This is a genomic window from Streptomyces colwelliae (assembly GCF_048158785.1).
Classification (GTDB): domain Bacteria; phylum Actinomycetota; class Actinomycetes; order Streptomycetales; family Streptomycetaceae; genus Streptomyces.
In genome coordinates this window covers 1-20,740 of the sequence record NZ_JBLTJC010000031.1, presented here as the reverse complement: position 1 = coordinate 20,740, position 20,740 = coordinate 1, and the positions used below count along the sequence as shown (strand labels likewise).

Annotated in this window: 16 protein-coding genes; 1 reads left to right on the top strand and 15 read right to left on the bottom strand. The window is 66.3% G+C overall.

Annotation, left to right across the window (positions count from 1 at the left end; translation table 11 throughout):
- Positions 1–121 precede the first annotated feature (121 nt).
- The 15 genes from ACNFOC_RS09575 to ACNFOC_RS09505 all read right to left on the bottom strand — a co-directional run bounded on the left by ACNFOC_RS09575 (position 122) and on the right by ACNFOC_RS09505 (position 19,557).
- On the bottom strand, positions 122–3,727 hold the full coding sequence (locus tag ACNFOC_RS09575; RefSeq protein ID WP_416958646.1) for a helicase-related protein: 3,606 nt from the start codon (positions 3,725–3,727) through the stop codon (positions 122–124).
- 94 nt (positions 3,728–3,821) lie between these two features.
- Positions 3,822–5,000 (bottom strand): hypothetical protein, encoded by a 1,179-nt coding sequence (locus tag ACNFOC_RS09570; protein ID WP_416958644.1) that lies wholly within the window; start codon positions 4,998–5,000, stop codon positions 3,822–3,824.
- A complete protein-coding gene (locus ACNFOC_RS09565; protein ID WP_416958642.1) occupies positions 4,997–5,536 on the bottom strand; it encodes a DUF4365 domain-containing protein in 540 nt (179 codons plus the stop codon). Before ACNFOC_RS09565 ends, ACNFOC_RS09570 begins: the two co-directional genes overlap by 4 nt.
- Before the next feature lie 408 nt (positions 5,537–5,944).
- On the bottom strand, positions 5,945–7,255 hold the full coding sequence (locus ACNFOC_RS09560; protein ID WP_416958640.1) for a hypothetical protein: 1,311 nt from the start codon (positions 7,253–7,255) through the stop codon (positions 5,945–5,947).
- Positions 7,252–7,518 carry a hypothetical protein gene (locus tag ACNFOC_RS09555; protein ID WP_416958638.1) on the bottom strand — a complete coding sequence of 89 codons (267 nt, stop codon included), beginning with the start codon at positions 7,516–7,518 and terminating at the stop codon, positions 7,252–7,254. Before ACNFOC_RS09555 ends, ACNFOC_RS09560 begins: the two co-directional genes overlap by 4 nt.
- The gene (locus tag ACNFOC_RS09550; protein WP_416958636.1) at positions 7,515–8,294 is read right to left on the bottom strand and encodes a formylglycine-generating enzyme family protein; all 780 of its coding nucleotides are present in this window, start codon (positions 8,292–8,294) and stop codon (positions 7,515–7,517) included. Before ACNFOC_RS09550 ends, ACNFOC_RS09555 begins: the two co-directional genes overlap by 4 nt.
- Positions 8,272–10,173, bottom strand: a complete 1,902-nt coding sequence (locus ACNFOC_RS09545) for a hypothetical protein (protein WP_416958635.1) — start codon at positions 10,171–10,173, stop codon at positions 8,272–8,274. Before ACNFOC_RS09545 ends, ACNFOC_RS09550 begins: the two co-directional genes overlap by 23 nt.
- Positions 10,170–10,946, bottom strand: coding sequence for a class I SAM-dependent methyltransferase (locus ACNFOC_RS09540; protein ID WP_416958633.1), 777 nt, complete (start codon positions 10,944–10,946; stop codon positions 10,170–10,172). Before ACNFOC_RS09540 ends, ACNFOC_RS09545 begins: the two co-directional genes overlap by 4 nt.
- 285 nt (positions 10,947–11,231) lie before the next feature.
- Positions 11,232–11,687, bottom strand: a complete 456-nt coding sequence (locus ACNFOC_RS09535; protein ID WP_416958631.1) for a hypothetical protein — start codon at positions 11,685–11,687, stop codon at positions 11,232–11,234.
- A gap of 95 nt (positions 11,688–11,782) precedes the next feature.
- A complete protein-coding gene (locus tag ACNFOC_RS09530; protein WP_416958629.1) occupies positions 11,783–13,606 on the bottom strand; it encodes an alpha/beta hydrolase in 1,824 nt (607 codons plus the stop codon).
- A gap of 9 nt (positions 13,607–13,615) precedes the next feature.
- Positions 13,616–14,083, bottom strand: coding sequence for a hypothetical protein (locus tag ACNFOC_RS09525; RefSeq protein ID WP_416958627.1), 468 nt, complete (start codon positions 14,081–14,083; stop codon positions 13,616–13,618).
- Positions 14,084–14,308: 225 nt separating this feature from the next.
- Positions 14,309–15,670 (bottom strand): type VII secretion-associated serine protease mycosin, encoded by a 1,362-nt coding sequence (mycP, locus tag ACNFOC_RS09520; RefSeq protein WP_416958625.1) that lies wholly within the window; start codon positions 15,668–15,670, stop codon positions 14,309–14,311.
- Positions 15,671–15,724: 54 nt separating this feature from the next.
- Positions 15,725–17,407, bottom strand: coding sequence for a hypothetical protein (locus tag ACNFOC_RS09515; protein ID WP_416958623.1), 1,683 nt, complete (start codon positions 17,405–17,407; stop codon positions 15,725–15,727).
- A 66-nt stretch (positions 17,408–17,473) separates the two neighbouring features.
- Positions 17,474–18,037 (bottom strand): DUF2563 family protein, encoded by a 564-nt coding sequence (locus ACNFOC_RS09510; protein WP_416958621.1) that lies wholly within the window; start codon positions 18,035–18,037, stop codon positions 17,474–17,476.
- Between the two features lie 1,073 nt (positions 18,038–19,110).
- A complete protein-coding gene (locus tag ACNFOC_RS09505; RefSeq protein WP_416958619.1) occupies positions 19,111–19,557 on the bottom strand; it encodes a MarR family winged helix-turn-helix transcriptional regulator in 447 nt (148 codons plus the stop codon).
- Between the two features lie 143 nt (positions 19,558–19,700).
- On the opposite strand from ACNFOC_RS09505, the gene ACNFOC_RS09500 reads away from it, so the two are divergent.
- Positions 19,701–20,675, top strand: a complete 975-nt coding sequence (locus tag ACNFOC_RS09500) for an amidohydrolase family protein (protein WP_416958617.1) — start codon at positions 19,701–19,703, stop codon at positions 20,673–20,675.
- The last annotated feature ends 65 nt before the right edge of the window (positions 20,676–20,740 follow it).

The following is a 20,740-nucleotide window of genomic DNA, read 5'->3' as shown; positions in this document are numbered from 1 at the left end:
TAGTGCTGGGTGGCTGGAGACGTTCCGTAGAACGAACAGCTCAGTCGTCAAGTATGGCGTGTGCCGGTGACAAGCGTTCTCCCTTCGGCTTATACAGCTCCTGCCTCTGGTGCGACACGCGTCAGTGAGGGTGCGCACCCTGTTCCCACATGCGCTTCCAGTGGAAGACGAACTTGGTCACATTGAAGTCGTCTGTACTCGTCTCGCGGAACGGCCGGGTCAGATACCGCACCTCGTCGTACTCCGGCCCGTCGGGGGAAACCGACACCAGGGCAAGGCGATACTGATCGCCGACGTTTTTGGCGTGCAGCACCTCGTTGCGGGTGATCGTGAAGTCCTGGGCTCCGGCGATCCGGCCCTTGACCTCCAAGTTCAGCAGGCCGCTGCCGTCTGCAGTCCAGGACCGCAGGTCGAAGCCCTTGTTGTTGGGTGGCATCTCTTCGGGCTGGCGGCCAAGGCGCTGTTCGGCGTCGATCACTGCCATGACGGCTCGGCGTTCGACGGCAGCTGTGTCTCGCACAGCAGCAGTGACCGCCGCGGAGTCAAGTCGTCGACCGAGTAGGCGATCGACAAGCCCCTGGGGCAGCACCAGCGCCCCACCCGCCACGCGAGGCGGACGAGGCAGGAGTCGTTCGTCGAGATCCAGTTCGCGCAGCCGTCGCTTCAGCCGTTCCTCCAGGTCGCTCGCGCGGCGCAGCGCGGTCTCGGGGCGCAGCTTCAGCTTGCGTCCCTGGCTCTGCGCATCGAGGAGCTCAAGATGGCGGGCGTACCAGAAGTCGATCTCTTGAGTGAGGCGCTGTCGCACCTGTTCACGGGTGCGCTGGATCTCCGGAACGACCCGATCTCGTACAGACCGCAGATGGTCGTGGACCGCATGGTCAGCGGCCCAGGCGATGGCCGTCTCCTCCATCCCGTCGGCCAGCCAGGGCTGTCCGGCGAACCGGGCGGCTTCCTCCGCCACCAGGTCTGCTTCCTCCTCGGTTGGAGGGTCGTAGTCCAGGTAGGGGGCAGGGCCGGCAGGGGTCGCCGAGCCGTCGGAGGTGAGTTCCACGAAGTCGAAGCGCTTGCTGACGACTCTCGAGCGAGGACGTCCGTCGGTGATCTCCTGTGTGAGTGCGACGAGCAGGCGCGGGGTCTGGCCAGGATCGGCGCGGTCGATGAGGACACTGCCGGCCTTGAGTACGGCTGCGTGCCGCTCGACCGTGGCATCCACGACTGCATCCATCAGCGGATGGCCCGGCGCAAGCAGGGCCGCCTCCGCGCGGCCCTGTCGGCGGATCAGCTCCCGGTCGAAAACGATTCGCTCGTACCGACGCAGCACCGGGGCCGCCAGCCCACGGTGCGGCGAACGGTTCAGCAGCACGGTCGGCACATTCGTGATCTCAAACCGGCCGGCCTCCCGCTTCGCCAGCCGACCGCCGAGTTCTGTGAAGGCCGCCCGGAAGAATGCCTCGACATAGTGAGGCTGAAGCCGTCGCGCACGAGCCTCTTCCAGCCGCAGCCGGGTCTCGGCCACCTCGGTTTCGCCCAGCAGATCGCTGTGGAGGGCCCGCTCCGCGAGCAGTTCGTCGAGCCCTTCGCCGACTGTGCTGTCAATGACCTCGTCCAGGCGGGCCCGAACTTCGGGCTGATCGCCATAGCGGACAGCTTCCATGAGCAGCCGATGCAATGGCTGCTCCTCGAAGGCTTCACCAAGCACGTCGAAGATCTGGCCACGGTAGGCGCGACGCTGGTGTTCGATCTTGTCCAGGAGGCGTTGGAAGACGGCGCCCTCACGGGTGTCGGCGGCGACGAGATTCCACAGGTGGCACACCTCGGTCTGGCCGATTCGGTGGATGCGGCCGAAGCGCTGCTCGATCCGATTGGGGTTCCATGGCAGGTCGTAGTTGACCATCAGGTGGGCGCGCTGCAGGTTGAGGCCCTCGCCAGCGGCGTCCGTGGCCACGAGGACACGGACATCGCGTTCTTGGGTGAACAGCTCCTGGACTCGGCGGCGCTCCTCGCGCCGTACGCCTCCGTGAATCAGCTGGACCGCCTCGTTCTGGCCGAGCAAACTGCGGATGCGCTCCACGAGATAGTTGAGGGTGTCCCGGTGTTCGGTAAAGATGATGATCTTGCGAGGATTGCCGTCGTTATCGCGGATCTCGTCCCGATCCTGCAGCAGGTTGCGCAGCTCGCTCCACTTGCGGTCGGTGCCGGAGAGTCGGACCTGTGAGGCTAGCCGGACCAGTTCACCAAGCTGGTTGATCTCGACCGTGAGCTCGGCGGCGGTCCGCGCCGCGGTGGCCGCGTCCAGGACTTCCTCTTCCAGTTCTTCGAGTTCGTTGCCATCCAGGTCGTCGAGACGTTCCTGCCAGTCGTCATCGCCGTTCATGGCGCTCAGACGACGGGTGAGCTCAGGGTCTTCCGATCGGGTGCGCCCGGTGGGACCCGCCAGCATCTCTTGATGGCGACGAACCAGGCGTTCACGGCGCCGCTGCAGGGATCGGAGGATCGCCTCGGGGCTGGAAGCCAGACGACGTTGGAGAACGGTGAGGGCGAAGCCGACGGTGTTTCCCCGGCGCCCGTCGCCAGCCGCCCGAAGCCTGTCTGCGCGGTTCATTTCGTTGCGGACGTACTGAGTGACAGCCTCGTACAACTCGTGCTCAGCAGGCGACAGTTCGTACGGAACGGTGTAGGCGCGGCGCTCGGGGAAGAGAGGCTTGCCCTCGAAGGTCAGCAGGTCCTCCTTGACCATGCGACGCATGAGGCCACCCGTGTCGAGCGTGTGGACTCCTTCGCGGTACTTGCCCTCGAATCGGTCAGAGTCGAGCAGGGCGAGGAAGAGTTGGAAGTCGTCTTCCTTGCCGGCGTGCGGGGTTGCGGTCATGAGGAGCAGGTGACGGGCGATGCGGCCCAGCAACTGCCCGAGCTGGTATCTCCGGGTGGTCTTGAGCTCGTTGCCGAACCAGCGTGCAGACATCCGGTGGGCCTCGTCCACGACCACCAGGTCCCAGTCCGAATCGTGGAGCTGCTCCAGGAGCTCCTCTGATCGCGACAGCTGGTCCATGCGGGCAATCAGCCGGGGGTGGTGCTCGAAGACACTGCTGTCCGGAGTCGAGTCGACGAGAGAACGCGTGAGCAGTTCGAACCGCAGTCCGAACTTGCCGAGCAGTTCGTCTTGCCACTGCTCGACCAGTGAGCCGGGGGCGACGATCAGGCAGCGCTCCAGGTCACCGCGGAGCAGCAATTCCTTCACGTACAGACCGGCCATGATGGTCTTGCCGGCGCCCGGGTCGTCTGCGAGCAGGAAACGTAGCGGGGTACGCGGCAGCAGCTCGCCGTAGACAGCGCGGATCTGGTGAGGCAGCGGCTCGAGGTCGGAGGTGGTGATGGCCAGCATGGGGTCGAAGAGTCCCGCCATGCGGAGCCGTAGGGCTTCGGCAGCTAGACGGAAGGCGGAGGGATCGCCTGTGAATCCGGTGCGGGCGGTGGGCGCGTGCAGGGTGAGGTTCGCCTCGTGTTCTCGGTACAGAAACACGCTGCCGAAGGTGCCGGAATCGTCTCGGTAGACGACCTCCATCGCGCTGCTGCCGCGCCAGTCCGCTCGTACCACGGTGACGGGGCCGGAAGCGCTGAGGCCGCTGATGCACGCTCCTGGAGTCAGCTCTTCCAGCTTTACCCCAACTGGATAGACGCCGGGGGCCACAGGCTGTGGTCTGCCGTCGCCGACTCCGCCGATGGGCATGCCGCCTCCCTGCCATATACGTACCGTGATCAACAGTAATCTCTACTGGATGGCGACGGCAGGGTGCTGCGGGAATTACGGACGTTGAGGCGACTCAGTCACGGATCTCTTCGACAGTGCAGCTCTGAACGCGGACGAGGTTCCAGCGATTACCGAACCGCTCCAGATCGCCCTGGACCAGCACTTCCTGCCCGTCCAAATGAGCTCGGCCCACTCGGTCGTAGTCGTCAGCGGCCAGCTCGACGTGGACCCTCATGGCGCGACTAGTGGGCTGGTCGTCTGGCCGACCCAAAAGAATCACCGAACCCGGCCCGGTGGTGGCTCCCCGCTCCATCTTGGTCACGAACCCCCGCACGGACACCCCCTGCCGCCCGAAGCGATCGCGAAGGTACTCCGCACCAAGCTGTAGTTGCCCAATGAGGTCGGGTTGGAACCGGAGGATCCCCGAAGGCTGCTCCATCGGCAAGCTGCTCGCCCACGCGGCCCGTAGCTCGAAGGGCACCTTCCCATGGGAGGAGAGCTCAGCTAGCGCTTCACAGACGTTCGCCGATAGACCGCGTTCGGCATGCTCAGCGAAGACCGAAAGGTCACCTGGGTTGATCACTGCATGTTCGGCTGCAGCATGCGCGGCAGCAGCACCTTCGTAGAAAGCCGTGGAGACTCGCCGGGCGAGAGGAGTCCCGCCGTAGCGGCCCTGGGCGTCGAGGGGCAGCTGCTCGGGCACTCCACTATTGAGCGGTACTTCAGCAGTCAGGATGTAGCTGCCAGGCTGGGGCAGCCCCAGAAGGACACGGCGGCTGAGGAACTCATACACCTGATTCGGCTTACGGCCAGGCTCAACTGGCCGCGGCTGCTGGTTTTCTAGCCAGGTGGTGGCTCGGTACGTGGCACTGACGAACAGATCCCTCAGACTGGCCACAGCCCGGCTTCCTTCGGGAAGCCAAACCGTGCCCGAGGCGAGTCCCTCGGGCAGGAGCCGCACATAGTGCACATCCGTCTGGGCCTGCCCGATGTCTCGGAGGATCGATGACGGCTCTCGATCTTCGATGATGGCCAAGGTGTCGAACAGATAGCGCAACTGCCGTACGTAGTCGGCGAGGCGCGGGTCTTTGGGCAGCAGGACATCCATGACGCCGTCCGTCAACTGTGTCGCCCAGACCTCAGCGCGCTGCTGGTCGTCGGCGAGATACCAGCCCTGTGCGTCGAGGTAGCGTCGGAGGAGCTCAGGGCTCAGGGACCGCAGAGCTTGCTCCGGTAGTTGTTTCTGCGTCATTGGACCGGCACCCCCCGCCCCTGCATGCGCAGGCGATCCGCCAGAGCGAACATCTGCACAAGAGCATCTTTGCTGAGCAGGTTCTCACGCGGCACTGACACCGCGACTGGTGAGTCCTTCTCCAGGTCGTGACGCTGCGGCTCGCCATGGAGGCACGTCCAGTAGGCGGCTTGGTGCAGAGCCAACCGCTCATCCGATGCGTCCATCCAGGCATCGGCATCATCAGGCACCAGGACGACCACCAAGAACAGAGGAATCGCAAATTCGGAGGCCGGCTTCGCAAGTTCGTTGTAGTACTTGCTCTTCAGGGTGTGGGTGATGGTTGAGCGGCCCACCCTTGCCTTCCGGGTGCACTTGACTTGCACGCCGATCATAGGGTTCTTGAGCAGGCCAAGCGGTCCGGGGTGCCCGACGACGAAGTCCATCAGGTAGTCGTCTTCGAGTACCTTCTGGGCGGTCATCCCGGCGGCGGTGACGACGGCCTGGACGAACACCTCACCGTAGCGGCCCTGATGGACCTCGCGGTTCAATGCCATCCAGCGTCAGCCCCGCCCCATCATGATCGATGTCCCCCGCGTTGGACTTGGTCACGCGCGTGCATCTCCTCCACCGCGGAAGGCGGTGCTCACGCTTTTGCAGTGATCGTAGTAAACGATGTCCTAGACAGGAAGCCACATCGGAGATGTGAGCCGCTGACTGATGGAGGCTCCGGACTGTCCTGAGTTGGACGGAGTTGCTCGTGCGCTCGGTGCGTGCCGCGCAGGAGCCGGTGGCTTCCTGCCAGCTCGAGTGATCGACAGGGTGCCCGGAGTCGGGAAGACGGCTTTCGCTGTGCCCGGCGTGCACCAGTTGGGATTGGCGGAACCGACCTCCGGACCAGAACCTCGTCTGACCCGGTCCCGTACGACGGACCTGCTGTTGATACGGCCGCCGGTCGTGGTGTCCTACGCCCTGCCACCCCCGCCCCGCAGCGATGACAGAACCAGGAGCCCGTACCGCGTAGTGAGGGCTGCGGCTGTGGCAGCGATCGACAGTGCGAGCGAGACGAGCAGGTGTGCCGTGGAGTGGTCGTCGAGGACTTGCAGGATGCTGAGGGCGGTGCCGAGTGGTAGGCCGAGGATGGTGAGGACGCCGAGGGCTCCGCTGATCTGCTGGCTGTCCTGGGTCTGTACGAGCCTGCTGTAGTCGGCTGCTTCGGCCAGGATTTCGTCGAAGCGCGCGGGTAGCCGGTGCTGGTTCTGGAAGGCGAGCAGCAGGTCGTTGGCCGTGCCGTGTGCGGTGAGGTGTTGTCGCCAGTAGGTGCTGCGGAAGACGGCGATGTTGCGCTCCAGTGTGGCGACGCGGCGTGCCAGCTGTGGGGAGTTGAACACCTCGGTGAGTTCGTCGGTGAGTTCGTCGATGTGGTCGCGTTGGAGTGAGCCGAGGAGCAGTGCGTCGAGGTAGACGGTTCGCGAGTGCAGTGCGCCGAATTCGAAGAAGTCGCCCGCACCGGTGTCGGGCCGGTGGCCGAGGAAGGCGGCCCCTCGACGCAGCACCAGGGCGCTCCAGTCCGCCGAGATTCTTACGACGTCCTTGAGCTGTTTTCCGGCGGTCTCCGGTGGCAGGGGGAAGTCCTCCGGTGTGGAGCGTGACGCCAGTTGCCACAGCCAGCGGTCCGCAGTTGCGGGCAGTGCTCCTTCGAGGCCGGCTCGGAGGGCGGAAGTGTCGCGCGCCGTGGGAGTCATGAAGGCGATGGTGTAGGGCTGGGCGATGGCGAACGGTGTATCGGGGTCACGGACGTCGGCAATGCCGGCGAGAAGGCCGGCCGGGTCGAAGGGCCCGGTGAGCAGCACGTCAGCGGGGCTCGGCGTGAGCAGGTCGTCGGCGGGGTTTGGCCGCCGCCCGGCCAGGGACCGCAGTATGGGCAGTAGCGGTGTTTCCACGCTCAAGTGCAGGACGGCGAGGGAGTGTTCGGGATTGCGGGCGGTGGCCGCGCGGAGAAGTTCCAGGCCCAGCAGGTGCAGCCCGTCGTGTTTGACGTCCAGCGGCAGGTGCCAGCGTCGCGGCCGTCCGGGTGCCCCGTACAGTGCGCGGGCGGAGGCGGGGGCGAAGTAGGTGGACCGGGTCTGGGCGTCGGTCCGGCGATTTCCCAGCTCGAACGGGAAGGGACCTTCCGGCCAGCGGGGGACGCTCAGCAGCCGTACCGGCAGGACGATGGTCAGCTCCTGGCGTGCCCCTGTGACGTTTTCGAGCGCCGGAGATCCGTGGGTGGTCACCGGTAGAACTCGGCCGGGTCGGGCTGGTTGAGGCGGATGACGAACTCCGCCCGGTCGGGGCTTTCGGCGCTGAGGTGGAAGCGGACGCGTTCGCCCGTGCGGATGGTGCGGAACCCCTCGGTCACGATCTGCCGGTAGTCGAAGCTGTAGTACCGCTCGTCCTCGTCGTCCCGGACGACATAGGAGCCGAGCGCACCGCTCAGTCCGCCGCCACTGGGACGCCTGTCGACAATGGCTCCGTGACGCGGCCCGCTGATGCTCATTCCGTCGCCTCCTGTGTCCCGGAGGTGTCGAGGTCCTGCACGCACCGGAAGCCGACTGCGTTGCTCCCGCCGCGCTTGCGGTAGATGCCCTTGCTGCTGGTCTGCACCGCACGCATCGGGTTGTCGTAGCTGCCGCCGCAGATGACGGCCTCGCCGGGGTCGTCCAGGCTGGTGGACGTCCATTCCCAGCAGTTGCCCACCATGTCGACGACGCCGAACGGGGAGCGGTTGCCCGGCCGTTTGTCGACGGGCGTCGCGCCGGCCCGGCGGACGGCGTCGCCGGCGAAGTCGCGGTACCACGCCTGATAGGTCACGACAGGTCGGCCGACCCATGTGTCGGCGCAGTTGACGCGGGTGCTGTCGGGTATGTCGCCCCAGGGGAAGAGGCGTCCGTCGGCGCCGCGTGCGGCGGCTTCCCATTCGAGGGAAGTCGGCAGCCGTTTGCCCTCGAAGGCGGCGAAGGCGTATGCACTCCACCAGTTGACGCAGATAGCAGGGTGGGCGTCATAGCGCGGATTCTCGTAGTAGTCGGGCCGCCGCAGCCGGTCGGTCCAGGGGCGGTGTGCGACGTCGGCCGGCTGGTCGGGGTGGTCCCACTGCGAGGTGCCGTCCGCGTCGAGGGCGTCGAGGAAGCGGCAGTAGCGGGCGACGGTCACGGCGTGGCGGTCGAAGCGTACGGGCCGCTCGACACGGCGAAGCAGGAGCCGTTCGGCCGGACCAACCAGGTACGCCCCCGCGGGCAGCACGCAGTCGTCAATCTCCCGGTCGCCGGGCATGCCGGCGAGGAAGGCACGCACCTGCTCGGTGAGGAAGCCGCCACCGGGAAGGTCCGCTGCCAGGTCCCGGTTCGCGGGCTCGGAGAGGAACCTGGCAGCCAACAGTTCCTGGTATGCCGTGTGCACGAGGGCGACGTGATCGGGCCCGGCGGGCCGCAGCAGCGGAGCAAGAACGCAGGCATCGAGATCGAGGGAGGCGTCCGTCCTGGAACGCGTCGGCCCCCAGCTGCCGGTGTAGGTCGAGGAGGGAGAACACGGTGCGGTCGGCGAGGAAAGCATGCCCAAACGCGGCGGGCAGCTGCTGCTCCAGATCGGGCTGCCCGCGCTCGGCCAGCGTCCGCGTGATGTGAGCGCCGAGGATGTCCGCGAGCGGCTTCCCCGCGGGGAGGTTGAGCGCTGTGGTGAGGCGCTTCTCGAGCGGGGTTTCCTCGGGTTCGGCCAGGCGTACGACGTGGAAGTGCGGCACGCGTGAGGGGTCGACGCCGTTCGCGTACATCTGCTCGACCAGCTGCTCGGAGCGGCCCGCGCCGCTGTCCAACAGCTGACGGATCTGGGGCGAGTCCGCGAGGAAGGACACACGTGAACTCATGACCACCGCCGATTCGGCGGACAGCACGGCCGCGAGATCCGTGAACAAACGCAGGAAACCGGCAGGGCTTGGCTCCTCGACGCCCTCGTCCACGGCATCGAGCACGCACAGTGCGGTCCCGGAACGGATGAGGTAGAGAAAGAGTTCGTAGGCGCGCGATCGGTCCGAGGCCATGGCCGGCGCGAGGAGGCGGGCCGCGTACTCGGAGAACGGTTCGCCCTTCGGTTTGAGACCGAGGTCGAAGTAGAAGCGGAAACGGCGGATCTCCGGGTTGACGGCCAGCGAGCGCAGCAGCGTGCTCTTGCCGCTCCCTGGACGGCCGGTGACCAGGACGTTCGCACTGCCGTGCGCCAGGCGTGTCAGGAGCCGCGCCGCGTCGGTGGACTGCTCCATCCTCGACTCGCCGGTACGGGGATCGGTGGTCAGCGCCGCCGCAGCGACAGCGGCCCTCGGCTCGTCGGGGCTGGCGGCGGAGGTGAGATCGGCGAGGTGGGTGTCGAGATTGACGAGGGTGTCGACGAAGCCGTCGTAGCGCACGATGCGGAAGTCCAGCCCCAGCATGTGATGCAGGGCGCCGGGTCCCGCGCCGCCGTCGTTGTCCAGGACGACAAACCGGGTGAGCTTGGGCAGCCGGGTGCGCAACAGCTCCCCGCCACTGGCGGCAAGAACGGTACTCAGGTCGTCGGCGTCCCTGGAGAGCATCAACTCCACGTATTCCAGCCGCATCCCCGACTCGCGGCAGAACAGCTGGTACACGGTGTCCGGGCTGAGGACGAACCGCTTCGCCTGCCGGTAGCCGAGGGTGACGTACAGCCCCGCAAGGAACTCGCAACGGCGCGCCACCTCGGGCACCATGTCGGGCTCACCGCCGAGAAGTGCCGCACTCCCGGTGTCGGTGAACCAGACCAGCACGTCCACGAGCCTGCGGACCGCCAGCAGCCCGTCCTCGTCACAGATGTCGTACCCGTCGTGCGTGGACCGGTTGCGGAGCCGTCGAATGTCTTCGAGCGCATCCACAACCGTGCTGCTGCGGATGTACGGACGGCAGCGCTTGACCAGGTCGTTCAGGGCCTTCGTCGAAGGGTCGCCCTCGACCTCGTGGTGGCGCCACAGTTCCTTGAGCAGCTTCTCGGTCAGCTTGCCGACCAGGGCGACCGCGTTCTCGGGATAGCCGTCGTTGAGGGACCGTAACGGCCGTTCCAGATCAAGCCCCAGCCGATCGGCGATCCGTGTGTGGTCATCGAGTTCACTCCGCAGGCGCCGCAGCCGTTCATCGACCATGGTGCTCACGCAGACTCCCCATCTCGCCGGCCCAGGACGAACGCGAACCGGTCCGGGAAGACCAGCACGGGCTCCGGATGAGCGACTCGCATCTCTTCGATGCCCTTCTCGATCTCGCTGTTGCTGAAGGTGGAGAGCAGGGACATGTAGCGGGCACGCACCATGCCGAGGTACTTGTCCCGGTCGATGCGCAGCTCGTGATCGACATGGCTGAGACCGGCTTCCAGCCCGGCTGCTCGCAGGTGGCCCTCGATAATGGCCGGGTCCGGTTGCAGTTCCTCGAAGCGCGCGAGGGCCGCCTCGAACAGCGGGTACTGGATGGTGGTCGGGAGCATCACCACCAGCAGCCGGCCTCCGGGCGCCAGCCGGTCTGCGAGGCCGCGGAGTGTGTGCGCCGGATCGGCCACGTGATGCACCGACTCCTTCAGCCACATCGCATCGAGCTGCTCGTACGGCAGTCGTGTACGTCCTTCGGCGATGTCCTCGGCGGACGCAACGACGGGTGTCAGGTCGGCCGGAGGCGGCGTCCCGAGCTGACCGAGCATCGCTTCGGAAGGATCGACGCACAGAATGGGATGGTGGGGTTGGAGCTGCTTGGCCACTTCCCTGGCGAACAGGCCCGTACCGGAGCCGATGTCGGCGATCCGGTCCGTGGGGCCGAGCCGCAGTGCCTCAGTGATCCGGCCTGACATCCAGGGGACGTAGTCTGGGCTGTAGACCCAATGCTCGTTGTACTCGGCCGCCAACTCCTCATAGTGCCCTCGCGCGTCGCGCCCCTCCACGATCCCCCTCGTGCCGCCGGTTGTGCCGTACAGGCACCAGGCAGGCTATCGCGGGTACTTGATCGGCAACAGGCTGTAACAAGACGTTGGCTGGCCGTTGTTCAACGGCTTCTGCCGGGGGCGCCCTCTCATGGGCTGGCCAACAGACCGAGCGACCGCCGCGGCCTGTTCCGCGATCTGGACAAGATCTGGGGCGACAGCGGCCAAGATCGTGGCTTGAAATTGGACGCCATGATCCCGGCCGTCGTAGTGGACGCGGAGCACCTTGGTTACCGGACGCGTGCGTCAGCTCGAGACGGGCGCGTCGCTCGACCAGAACGTCGACTTCACGTTCGGCGCCGGCAGCTTCTGCTTCGAGTAGTCCGGGCCGTTCGGCGTGCTGGTTGGCGGTGCGACCTCGGACTTTTCCACACACGGGGTGGTGACGCTCACGTGGGCCTGGCCGGTGGTCCCGATCAGGACTTCGAGCTGGAAGCCGTCCTGGGTCTCGAAGTTGGCTGCCAGCCCGTTCTGACTCGTGGTGACGAGCTTGTAGCCCTTGCTCTTCCAGTGGCGTTCCAACACCCCAAGGAAGCTGCCACGCCGTTCGGCCGAGATGATCGTCATGACGGAACGATCACGGTCCACATAGCAGTCACCCGGCATTGAGTACGTGTGAGTCCACTGAACGGGAGGCTTGACGGCCGCAAACGTCTCGTCCAGAATCGCGTCCGCCTTGTCGGCCGCCTCTTGCATGTTCATCTTCGATTGGCTTTCCTTGCCTGAGGACGCGGTACCTGTCGAGCCGCACCCGGCCAGAAGTAGAACCAGCACTGCGGCCGCTGCAACTCTTTTCCTCATCGCGGCGTCTCCCTCGTTACGTATCCAGGCTGTCCTGCGACAATGGCAGCGATGTTTCGCGCAGAAACCTTGTCCTTCCCTTCCTCTGGAGAGAAGTAATTACTGTGGGCTTCGATGTCCAACTTGGAGTCCAATACGTCGGGGAAGGCAGGCTGGGCCAGCTCCGGACCGGGCAACGTCTCGAATCTGTTGGCGCCGAACGCTTTGCTTGCCGGATCCTTGCCGAACCAGATGTCATCGTCACCCTGGTCTGCGATTTCCCCTCCGACGTACGCGCCAAGCGGCCCTCCTCCGAAGAATCCCATGGTTCCTGCCACAGCTTCCTTTGACGAAGGGAGCTTGGTGACGATGTCGTTCTCAGCCGCTCCCACCCAGACGTGGTCCTTGCCCACACCCAGGTCCGCCGCCTTGTCGACGCCGACGCCGGGACTTCCGACGAGGATGATGTCATCAGCCCCCGGAATCCCTCCCGCCTCCTGTGTGGCGGCCCCCACCAGTCGGGAACCGTAGGAATGTCCAATGGCAGTGATATGGGGATCGGCATGCTCATTGGTTGCCGAAATTCCGCCCATGAAACTGTTGTACGCAGGGGCGCCGTGCTCGGCGTCGTTCGTAGTCATCACGTCGATCGATTGAGGAGCATCGTAGCCGAGCCATACGATCGCGGATGAGGAGGGATCGATACCCTGGGCATCCTTAGCCGTATCGAAGGCGCGTTTCACGGTGCCGTCGGCAAAACTGGAATTGAGTTTAGTGCCCAAGCCGGGTACATAAGCTGAGACGTTCTTTGAGGTGTCAGGATTCCCGAAGGCGACGATCGCTCTCCCGTTTCCTTCGAGACCGACCCCCAGAAGGAACATTGGTGGCTGACTGCCCGAGTTGAGCTTGGTCTGGATGCCTTTCAGCCCGTCAAGCTTGTCTTTGGACGCCTCGTCTTGTCGGCCGTCCAACTGCGCGATGAGAAGTTGGATGTTCTCGCGGTTTGTCTCGTCGCGGACCACGGCCGGGATTCCGTCCAGGTTTCCGATGATCTCCGGGAAGGCGGCCTTGTACTCCTCGCGTTCCTCGTTGCTGAGGTTGTCCCACCACTTCTTGCGGTCGGCGGGTGACTTGTCCAACGGGATGTGGTCCGCGATGTAGTCACTCGCGGCAGAACTCACAGCATCGACGTCGGACGCCACGTCCGCCCATGTCCTGGTGCTGACGTTCAGGCCCGGTGCCGCGTTGAGCTTGCGCAGTGCCTTGCTGTACCGATCGTCGATCTCCTGGGCTTCTCGTACGGCGTAGGTGATGCGGTCGGCGATGTCCACGGCTTTGGCGTAATGCGGGTTCGCACTCTTGAGCTGAGGATCGTTCGGCGCCAGCCCTGGTGATTGGAATCCGGTGTTGTTGCCCGTGATCAGGCCATTGTTGGCCAGGACCGTGCCGCCGGGGATCGGCTCACCGGTGAGCTCGTTCTTACCGCCTGCGGGATACGTGATGGCGCCGTCCTCGCTGACGGTGTACGCCAGCACGGCCGCGTCGTCCAGCGCGTCAGTCAGGCGCCGCTTGGGGGCGGCGATTTCGGACGAGAAGCCGTCGAGGGCTCCGGTGATCAGACCGCACTCCACCTGGGAGTAGTGGAAGTTCTCCGACAGCTTCCGCAGCTGCTTGAGTGCCGCATCCGCGGCCTCGCCCTCATTGGCCTTGCGCATGTCTGTGGTGATCTGCTTGTCGACGCGATCCTTGGCCGCGTCAGCCATGTCACTCACCGCGCGATAGCCGTCCGCCGCTTCCGCGTATTCAGACGGGTTGATGGCTTTGAGCGTACCGAGGTCCATGCCTCCAGATCACCGGCCCTTGCCCGAGTCGCCGGAAGCGGGCGTCTCCTCGGAGCGGACCTTCAGCTTGGCGATCTCGGCCTTGATGGCCTCGTCGGTCCTCAGCTGGTCGTTACCCGTCTTCTCCAGCACGCCGGCGAGCCCGTCGCAGAGTTCACCGATGTCCTTCAATCGGCGCTCCCAGGAGTCGTACACACCCTTCTGGGCAGCTGCGGTAAGGCATCCGGAACCCTTATCGAGCCCTGTCTGGCCTTCCTCCAACTTCGCCAGCGCCTTGCCGGTGTTGTCCCGCAGATCGCCGACGCCTTCCCCCGCCCTGGACCACGCCGCCTTGTCGGACCTCAGCTTGCCGGAAGGAGTGCCGACGTTACTCGTGCCGCCGCCCCCCTGATCGGCCGGCAGCTGGTTGAGCTGCATCCGCGTGGAGTGCCGATCGACCGCAGTGGCCTTGATCTCCTCCCACTCCTCCCACGCCATGCGTGGCCCCTCCCCGTGTCTCGTCGTACGTCCGGAATAGATGTGACCGTGACCGTACGACCGGAACGTTGCAAATGTTCGCAGCAGTCACATCGCAATGGCCGAGACGTACGGTAGCGCCCCTTCACCGTGCGTCCCATCCGCTACCGCAACCAGGACGGCTGAGTATCCGTACTCATGCGTGGCGAGTCTGCTGTGGCGTGCTTCCTTCAGTGAGTCGGTGGGTCAGGTTCGCTCTCCCTGGTTGGGTGGGCCACCGGCACTCGATGCGCTGGTGGGCGGCATGAACGTCGAGTGGGGGTGGGGCAGTTGATTCGCAGGGCCCGTGGACACCGACGGCGAATCCAAGCGGCTCTGACGCCTGCGGGCGACGACGAAGGCCACGATCGCTCCTCCGAGGAGTACGGCGGCACCGATGCCCAGCCCGATCCAGAGGGTGCTGTTGCCGTGATCGTCCTTGGATGCGGAGGCTGCCGCGGTAGAGCTGTCATCATTTGCTGGCGCACCCGCGCCCTGTGCGTCGGAGGCGCCAGGGGAGGGGGAGTTGGCGCCTGCGGCCGTGAGGTCCGGGAGGGGGTACTTGTCCGCCGGCCCGGGGTCGCCGGGGTCCGTCAGCGCGATGCGGGGGCGTACGGCGCCGTAGCCGAGGTAGTCGGTGCGGTTCTTGCCGCTCTTGGGTTTGCTTGCGGTGTTGAGCATGACCCGCAGAACCTGGTTGTTGGTCCAGCCGGGGTGCTTGGACCAGATCAGGGCGGCGGAGGCGGAGGTGAGGGCGGTGGCGTCGCTGGTGCCGCGCGTCTCGCACACGTTGGTGCTGGATTCGAGGCAGGCCGCGACGATGTCCGCTCCTGGCGCGACCAGGTCGATCTGGGGCCCGTGCTGGGACTCCTTCGTCGCCTTGATGTTTCTGTCGATCGCCCCGACGCCCACTACCCCGGGGATCGCTGCCGGGTACTCAACTTCGTTGAGGGCGTCTCCGGTGTTGCCCACCGCCGCGAAGATCAGCTTGCCCTTGGACAGGGCGTAGTCGACGGAGTCGGTCAGCTGCTGTGAGTGGGCCGTGCTTCCCAGCGAGATGTTGATGACCTTGGCATCCGAATCCGCCGCGAACCGGATGGCCTTGGCCGTGCTGGTGGCGAAGTCGTCCTGGTTGCCGTCGGTACGGTTGCGCTCGACGAAGTCAGGTACGCGGATCGGCATGATCTTCGCGCCCGGGGCCAGGCCGTAGGAGCCGTTGGTGGCGCCTCTGCCACCGGTACCGGCGATGATGACCGCCATGCTCGTGCCGTGGCCGTCGTAGTCCGTGCGTTCGTCGCCGGCGCGTTTGGAGAAGTCCTTCCCCGCCACGATCTGGCCCTGCAGGTCGGGGATGTCGGCTTGGACGCCGCTGTCGATCAATGCGACGGTGACGCCTTTGCCCGTGCTGGTCTTCCACATCTGCTGGGCCTGCATGGCGTCGAGGTACCACTGCCGGCTGCGGATGGTGTCAGCGTGCGCGGGCGTGACGGCGACGCTCGCCAGCAGGACGCTTGCCAGGGCCGACACGACCGGTCCGCGTCGTCTGGCCTGCTTGCTGCGGGTGCGCATGTTCGTCCTTCTCATCGGCGTTGTCGTCGAGGCTGCTCGTGGTGCGGGCGATGCTCAGTCGGTTGTCGGCGGGATGACGCGCTGGTCGCCTTGGTGCCGGTTACTCCCGTCGTCCGCATGGTCCTCCGAGCGGTCGCGGGTGCGTTCACCACGAGGGGAGCGGCCAGCGCGGCCCAGCGGAGCGGCGGAGCCACCGCGGGTCGTTCCGCCGCCCCGCGGCAGTGTGCCGTCGGCATGCGGGTTCGCTCCGTGTACGAGTCCCTCACCTCCCGAGGTGAACAGCGCCCTTCTGCGCTGCGGGGCCTGCTTCGGCTGCCCGCCGATGATCCCACCGGACTGGGCGGGCGACCTCGGGCCGCCCCTCGCCGCACCTTCCCGACCTGGCACGCGTTCTCCGCTGCGGGGGGCCGGTGTCGCGCCCTCGCTCGTACCCCCTGCGACGCCGCCACGGCCCATCGGAGGCTGCTGCTCGTTCGGGGTGCCGCCGACGACCGTGCCCCGGGGAATCGCACCGGTGGATCGTCCGGCGGGAGAGATGGGGCGGCCGCCAGTGATGCCGTTGTTGCCCCTGACCGACGCGGGACCGGGCAGTCCCCTCCCTGACATGCGCGGGGTAGCGGTACCAGCACCGGACATACCGGGGACAGACGATGTGGGCAGCCCGCGGCCGGGTACGCGCGAGCTGCCGGAAGCACCTGGCTCGGAGGGCGTGCGCAGTGAACTCCGAGCGCCGTACGCGGGACGACCTCCGCCTGCCCCAGTACCGGGCGCCAACGTCGCGGTACCCCCGAATGCAGGTGGGAGCACACCGGTTGGCGACGATGTCCTGCCGTCCGGGCCGCTCACTCCCGGGAGCGGAGCTGCGCCAGCAGCAGGGACTGATGGTGTGGAAGGAAGCGTTCCCACGCTGTCGATCGCCGTATTCGTCGGGATCGTGGTGTTCGTCGGGTGCGTATGGCCTCTCGGGGCCGTATCGGGCACGTGCGCCACGCTCGCGGGGTGGTGCGGCGCGGACACCTGAGGCGCTGAACTCGTCCCGCTCATACCGGAGTCGACGGCTGTCCTTCGCCCAGAGGTCTCCACTGGCGTGACGGACTTCTGGCCAGTCGGAACGGAGACCGCGGTTTCGCCACGGGCCTCGGGGACGAACCGCTCCGGCAGCTTCGGGAACTCGGGCGCCTCCAGCGCGTCGATCTGCTCGGTCGAGGCCGTGTACGACTGGGCGAGCTTGATCATCAGGCCGGCGGCGTCGGCGCTGTCGTTGGTGTACCGGGTCTTGGCCGTCTTCACCTCGGTGGCCGAGGGGCCGCCGTCGTGGTTGCCGACGTCCGTCGCCTTCGCGGCGTGCGCGTCGAGCACCGACCGCGCGGTGGCGCTCTGCGTTCGCAGGATCTCCAGTTGGGGCTTGACCTCGTGGAGCGTGTCCGCGGCGTGGCCCAGCCATTTGCCCGCGGACTCGCTGTAGTCGCCCAGGCCCAGAGTGGCCAGCGCGGCCTGGTTGCACCACGTCCGGAACGCCTCGCCGCCCTCGCCGTCCCACTCGACGGCCATGCTGTGCGTGCGCAGGTCGCCGCCGATCTCCTTGATCGTCTTGGCGGCCTGGGTCAGCAGTTCGCCCAGCTCCGTGGCCGTCGCACCGTCCGCGGGCTCGACCATGGCCCACAGCTCTTCTGGATTGTGGGCAACGAACCGGGTCTCCTTAACCATCTGCCAGGCCCGACTGCCCCAGTCAGACATGAAGTTGCCCCGCCTTCCCTGCCGCGGTCATTGTGCTGCCACTCTTCCCTGACGTCGACACCGCCATCACAGGCCACCGGCTTGCTCATCCGCTGGCTGGGAGCCCTGCTGGTCGCGGGCCGATCCGTTCGACGCGCCGCTGGTGTGTGCCCGCGCCCCCGGACCCGCCTCGTCGGCGATCAACTTGTTCGCCTCGACCCGGATCCGGCTCAGGCGGTCTCGGACGTCGTCGTCAAGGTTGTGATAGCCGCTCTTCGACGCGTCGACCGTGACGACCAGCCCCTCGATCTGCAGCGCCAGCATCTTGGACAGCTGCTCCAGGCGGGAGTGCACGCGGGTGCAGGAAGCGTGAAGTGCGTCGGCCTCGTCGAAGCTCCCGAGCCGTCCTGTTGGCAGGCCACCGTCGGCGATCCTCCGCGGGGCGGCCTTCGACTCTTCCAGCTGGGTCAGGAGATCGTCGACCCGCTTCTTGAAGGTCGTCAGCGTCTCGCCCTCGACACGCAGCGCCTGTGCCACGACGGCACCGATACCGGCGAAGGGCCCTATGCCCGACGCGGCGATCGCGCCGCCAGCAGCTGCTTCAAGCCCAGCGGCAGTTACCTGCGGATCCCCTGTGTTGTCGACCGCCACCGCTTCCTCCCTGTGCGGCACGTTGCTCAGCGAGTCCCTCGGCCGCTCACTGGTAGTGCCTCATCCGTGACAGATGTAACTCGGCAAGATAGCTGTGATCTTGCATCTCTGCGGAATCCGGCTCCCACCAAGGCGTGAAGCTGGCTGAAAGCGATCGCGTTAGACCCGGAGTAGCTCCGCCGCTGCGACGTGCAATCTTCTGCGCCGCGCTGGTTGAGCGAGAGTCGGCTGTCGACCGGACGAGGAGAGTGGACGGCGAATGGCCGATGTGAGACAGCAGCCAACTGTCCGCTCAACGAAGCCGTGCTGAAGGACCCCGCTGTGACCACTGTGTCAGCCGGGCACCTGTGGGGACATGAGTACGAGTACTCGGCTGGGGTAGCGGATCGCACGGATACGGTGGGTTGAGGGCGACGGAAATCAGACCACCCTCAAGATCAATTGTGTCAGGCGGCGAGACCGGCGAAGCGGGGATAGGCGGGAGTGGCTGTTACGCGGCGCTACGTGGGCCTGGTCACGAATGCCGTGTCAGTGCAGTCGCACTGGCCTTCCTGGCTGGGCTGGCTGCAATACGAAAGGGCAGCCAGGCCCGGGGCCAGACGACTGCCACGACTCCGGCGGCCAGCGACACGAAGAAGCACACGTAGATCCAAGTCCCTGCATCTGCAACTTCAAGGACGCCGTTCCTGCCGAGGCGGAGCTTCTTCGCGTCGCAAGGCTCGTTCGAGAAAGGGAGGATTTGCCGCCCGCCGCTGAGCTTGATATCAGCCCGACTGGTGCCAGGCCAGCCGGGGGCCAGCCCAAACCTGGGTCCAGGATGGGGCCGGAAGGACGGGGAAACTCCGTGAACGATCAATGAGTCCCGGGTATGCACATGCGGCCTGACCTGCACAGACAGTGGAAACAGTGACGTTCGGTGAAGCATAGGGTAACGCTCTGGCGACCTTGTAATGCGTAGGTCGTCGGTTCGAATCCGACAGGGGGCTCCATGGAAAACCTCAGGTCAGGCTTCTGACCTGGGGTTTCTTGTTTTCGTTGACCTGGGCAGAGCGGATGCGGCGCGATCGCCGGAATCATCGGGCCCCGGGGCGGGTTCGGGCGACCAGCCGGGTCTCGATGGTGCGCAGGGTGGAGATCACGGCGTCGATGTCGTCGGCATCGGTGACAGTCTCCTCAAGGAGGCGGCTCCAGACCTCACGCAGGCGTTGCAGGTTCTCCTGCGCCTTCTCGGTGGGATACAGGCGCACCCGCCGCGCATCGTGCTGATCGGCGTCGCGCCGTACCAGCCCCGCCTGCTCCAGGCCCCGCACCGCCCGGCTGAAGTTGCTCGAGATCATCTGGGTGGCTTCGGCGGCCTCGCGGGCCGTCGTGCCCGGGTGGCGGTCGATGTAGCGCATCACCGCTCCTTGCAGCGGTGTTCCCGACTCGACCTCGCCCTCCTTCGACGCCCCGATGTGGCGGCCCACCGCCAGGATCCGGTCGGCGAGTTCGAACAGCCTCGAAGTCTGTCCCTCGTCCATGTGCCAGGGCCTCCGTCGTCGTTCCGTGATTGCTGTCAGTTGACAGCTACTTTAGTCCGTGCGCTAGTTTTGCTGTCAGTTGACAGGTATTGCTGGAACGAAGCCCCCGGACGCGCCGCTCACCCGATCGAAGGACGAAGACCATGCCCCTCGTCGCCATCGAAGAACACTGGGTAACCCCCGGCCTCACATCCGCTCTCAAAGCCCTGCCGCGGCCGGACCAGAGCCTCGCCTTCAACGAGATGGGCGACCACCGGCACCGCCTGGAGGACCTGGGCGAGGAGCGGATCGCCGCGATGGACGCCCAGGGCATCGACATCTCGGTCCTCGCTCTGACCCCGCCCGGAACCCAGCCGCTCCCCGCCGAGCAGGCCCGGCACCTGAGCCGGGCCGCGAACGACACGGCCATCGCGGCCGTCGGCAAGAACCCGACGCGGTTCCGGGCGCTGTCGACCCTGCCCATGTCCTCCCCGGAGCACGTCGTCGACGAGCTCGTGCGCGCGAAGGGCCTGGGCCACGTCGGCACGATGGTCTACGGCCGCTCCGGCGACCGGTTCCTCGACGACCCGGCCTACGACGAGTTCTTCGCCGCCGCGGCGGAGCTCGGCCAGCCAGTCTTCATCCACCCGCAGATCCCCTCGGACGCGGTGCGCGACGCCTCCTACCGAGGCCTCGGCGAGCTGACCGATCTCGGCCTGGCCACCTTCGGATGGGGCTGGCACCTCGACACCGCGACCGCGGCACTCCGGCTCATCCTGCGCGGCACCTTCGACCGCCACCCCGCCCTGCAGATAGTGCTCGGCCACTGGGGCGAGATGCTGCTGTTCTGGCTCGACCGGGCCGACAGCCTCTCCCGCCTCGCCGGCCTGCAACGGCCCGTCTCGGACTACATCCGCACGAACTTCCACATCACCGCCTCCGGCATGCTCAACCCCGCGCTGCTCCACCACGCCCTGTCCGTCACCACCGTCGACCGGCTGATCTTCTCCACCGACTACCCGTTCCAGCACCCGACCCAGGACGAGATCAACTCTTTCCTCGGACACTTCACTTCCGACGAGGACCGACAGAAGTTCTCCTCCGCCAACGCGGCAGCGCTCTTCGGCCTCGAACTCTGATCTGGGCGAAACAGTGGGTCTTTCCGATCTACGGTCGGTCCGGGGTGCGGGGTGCGGGGTGCGGG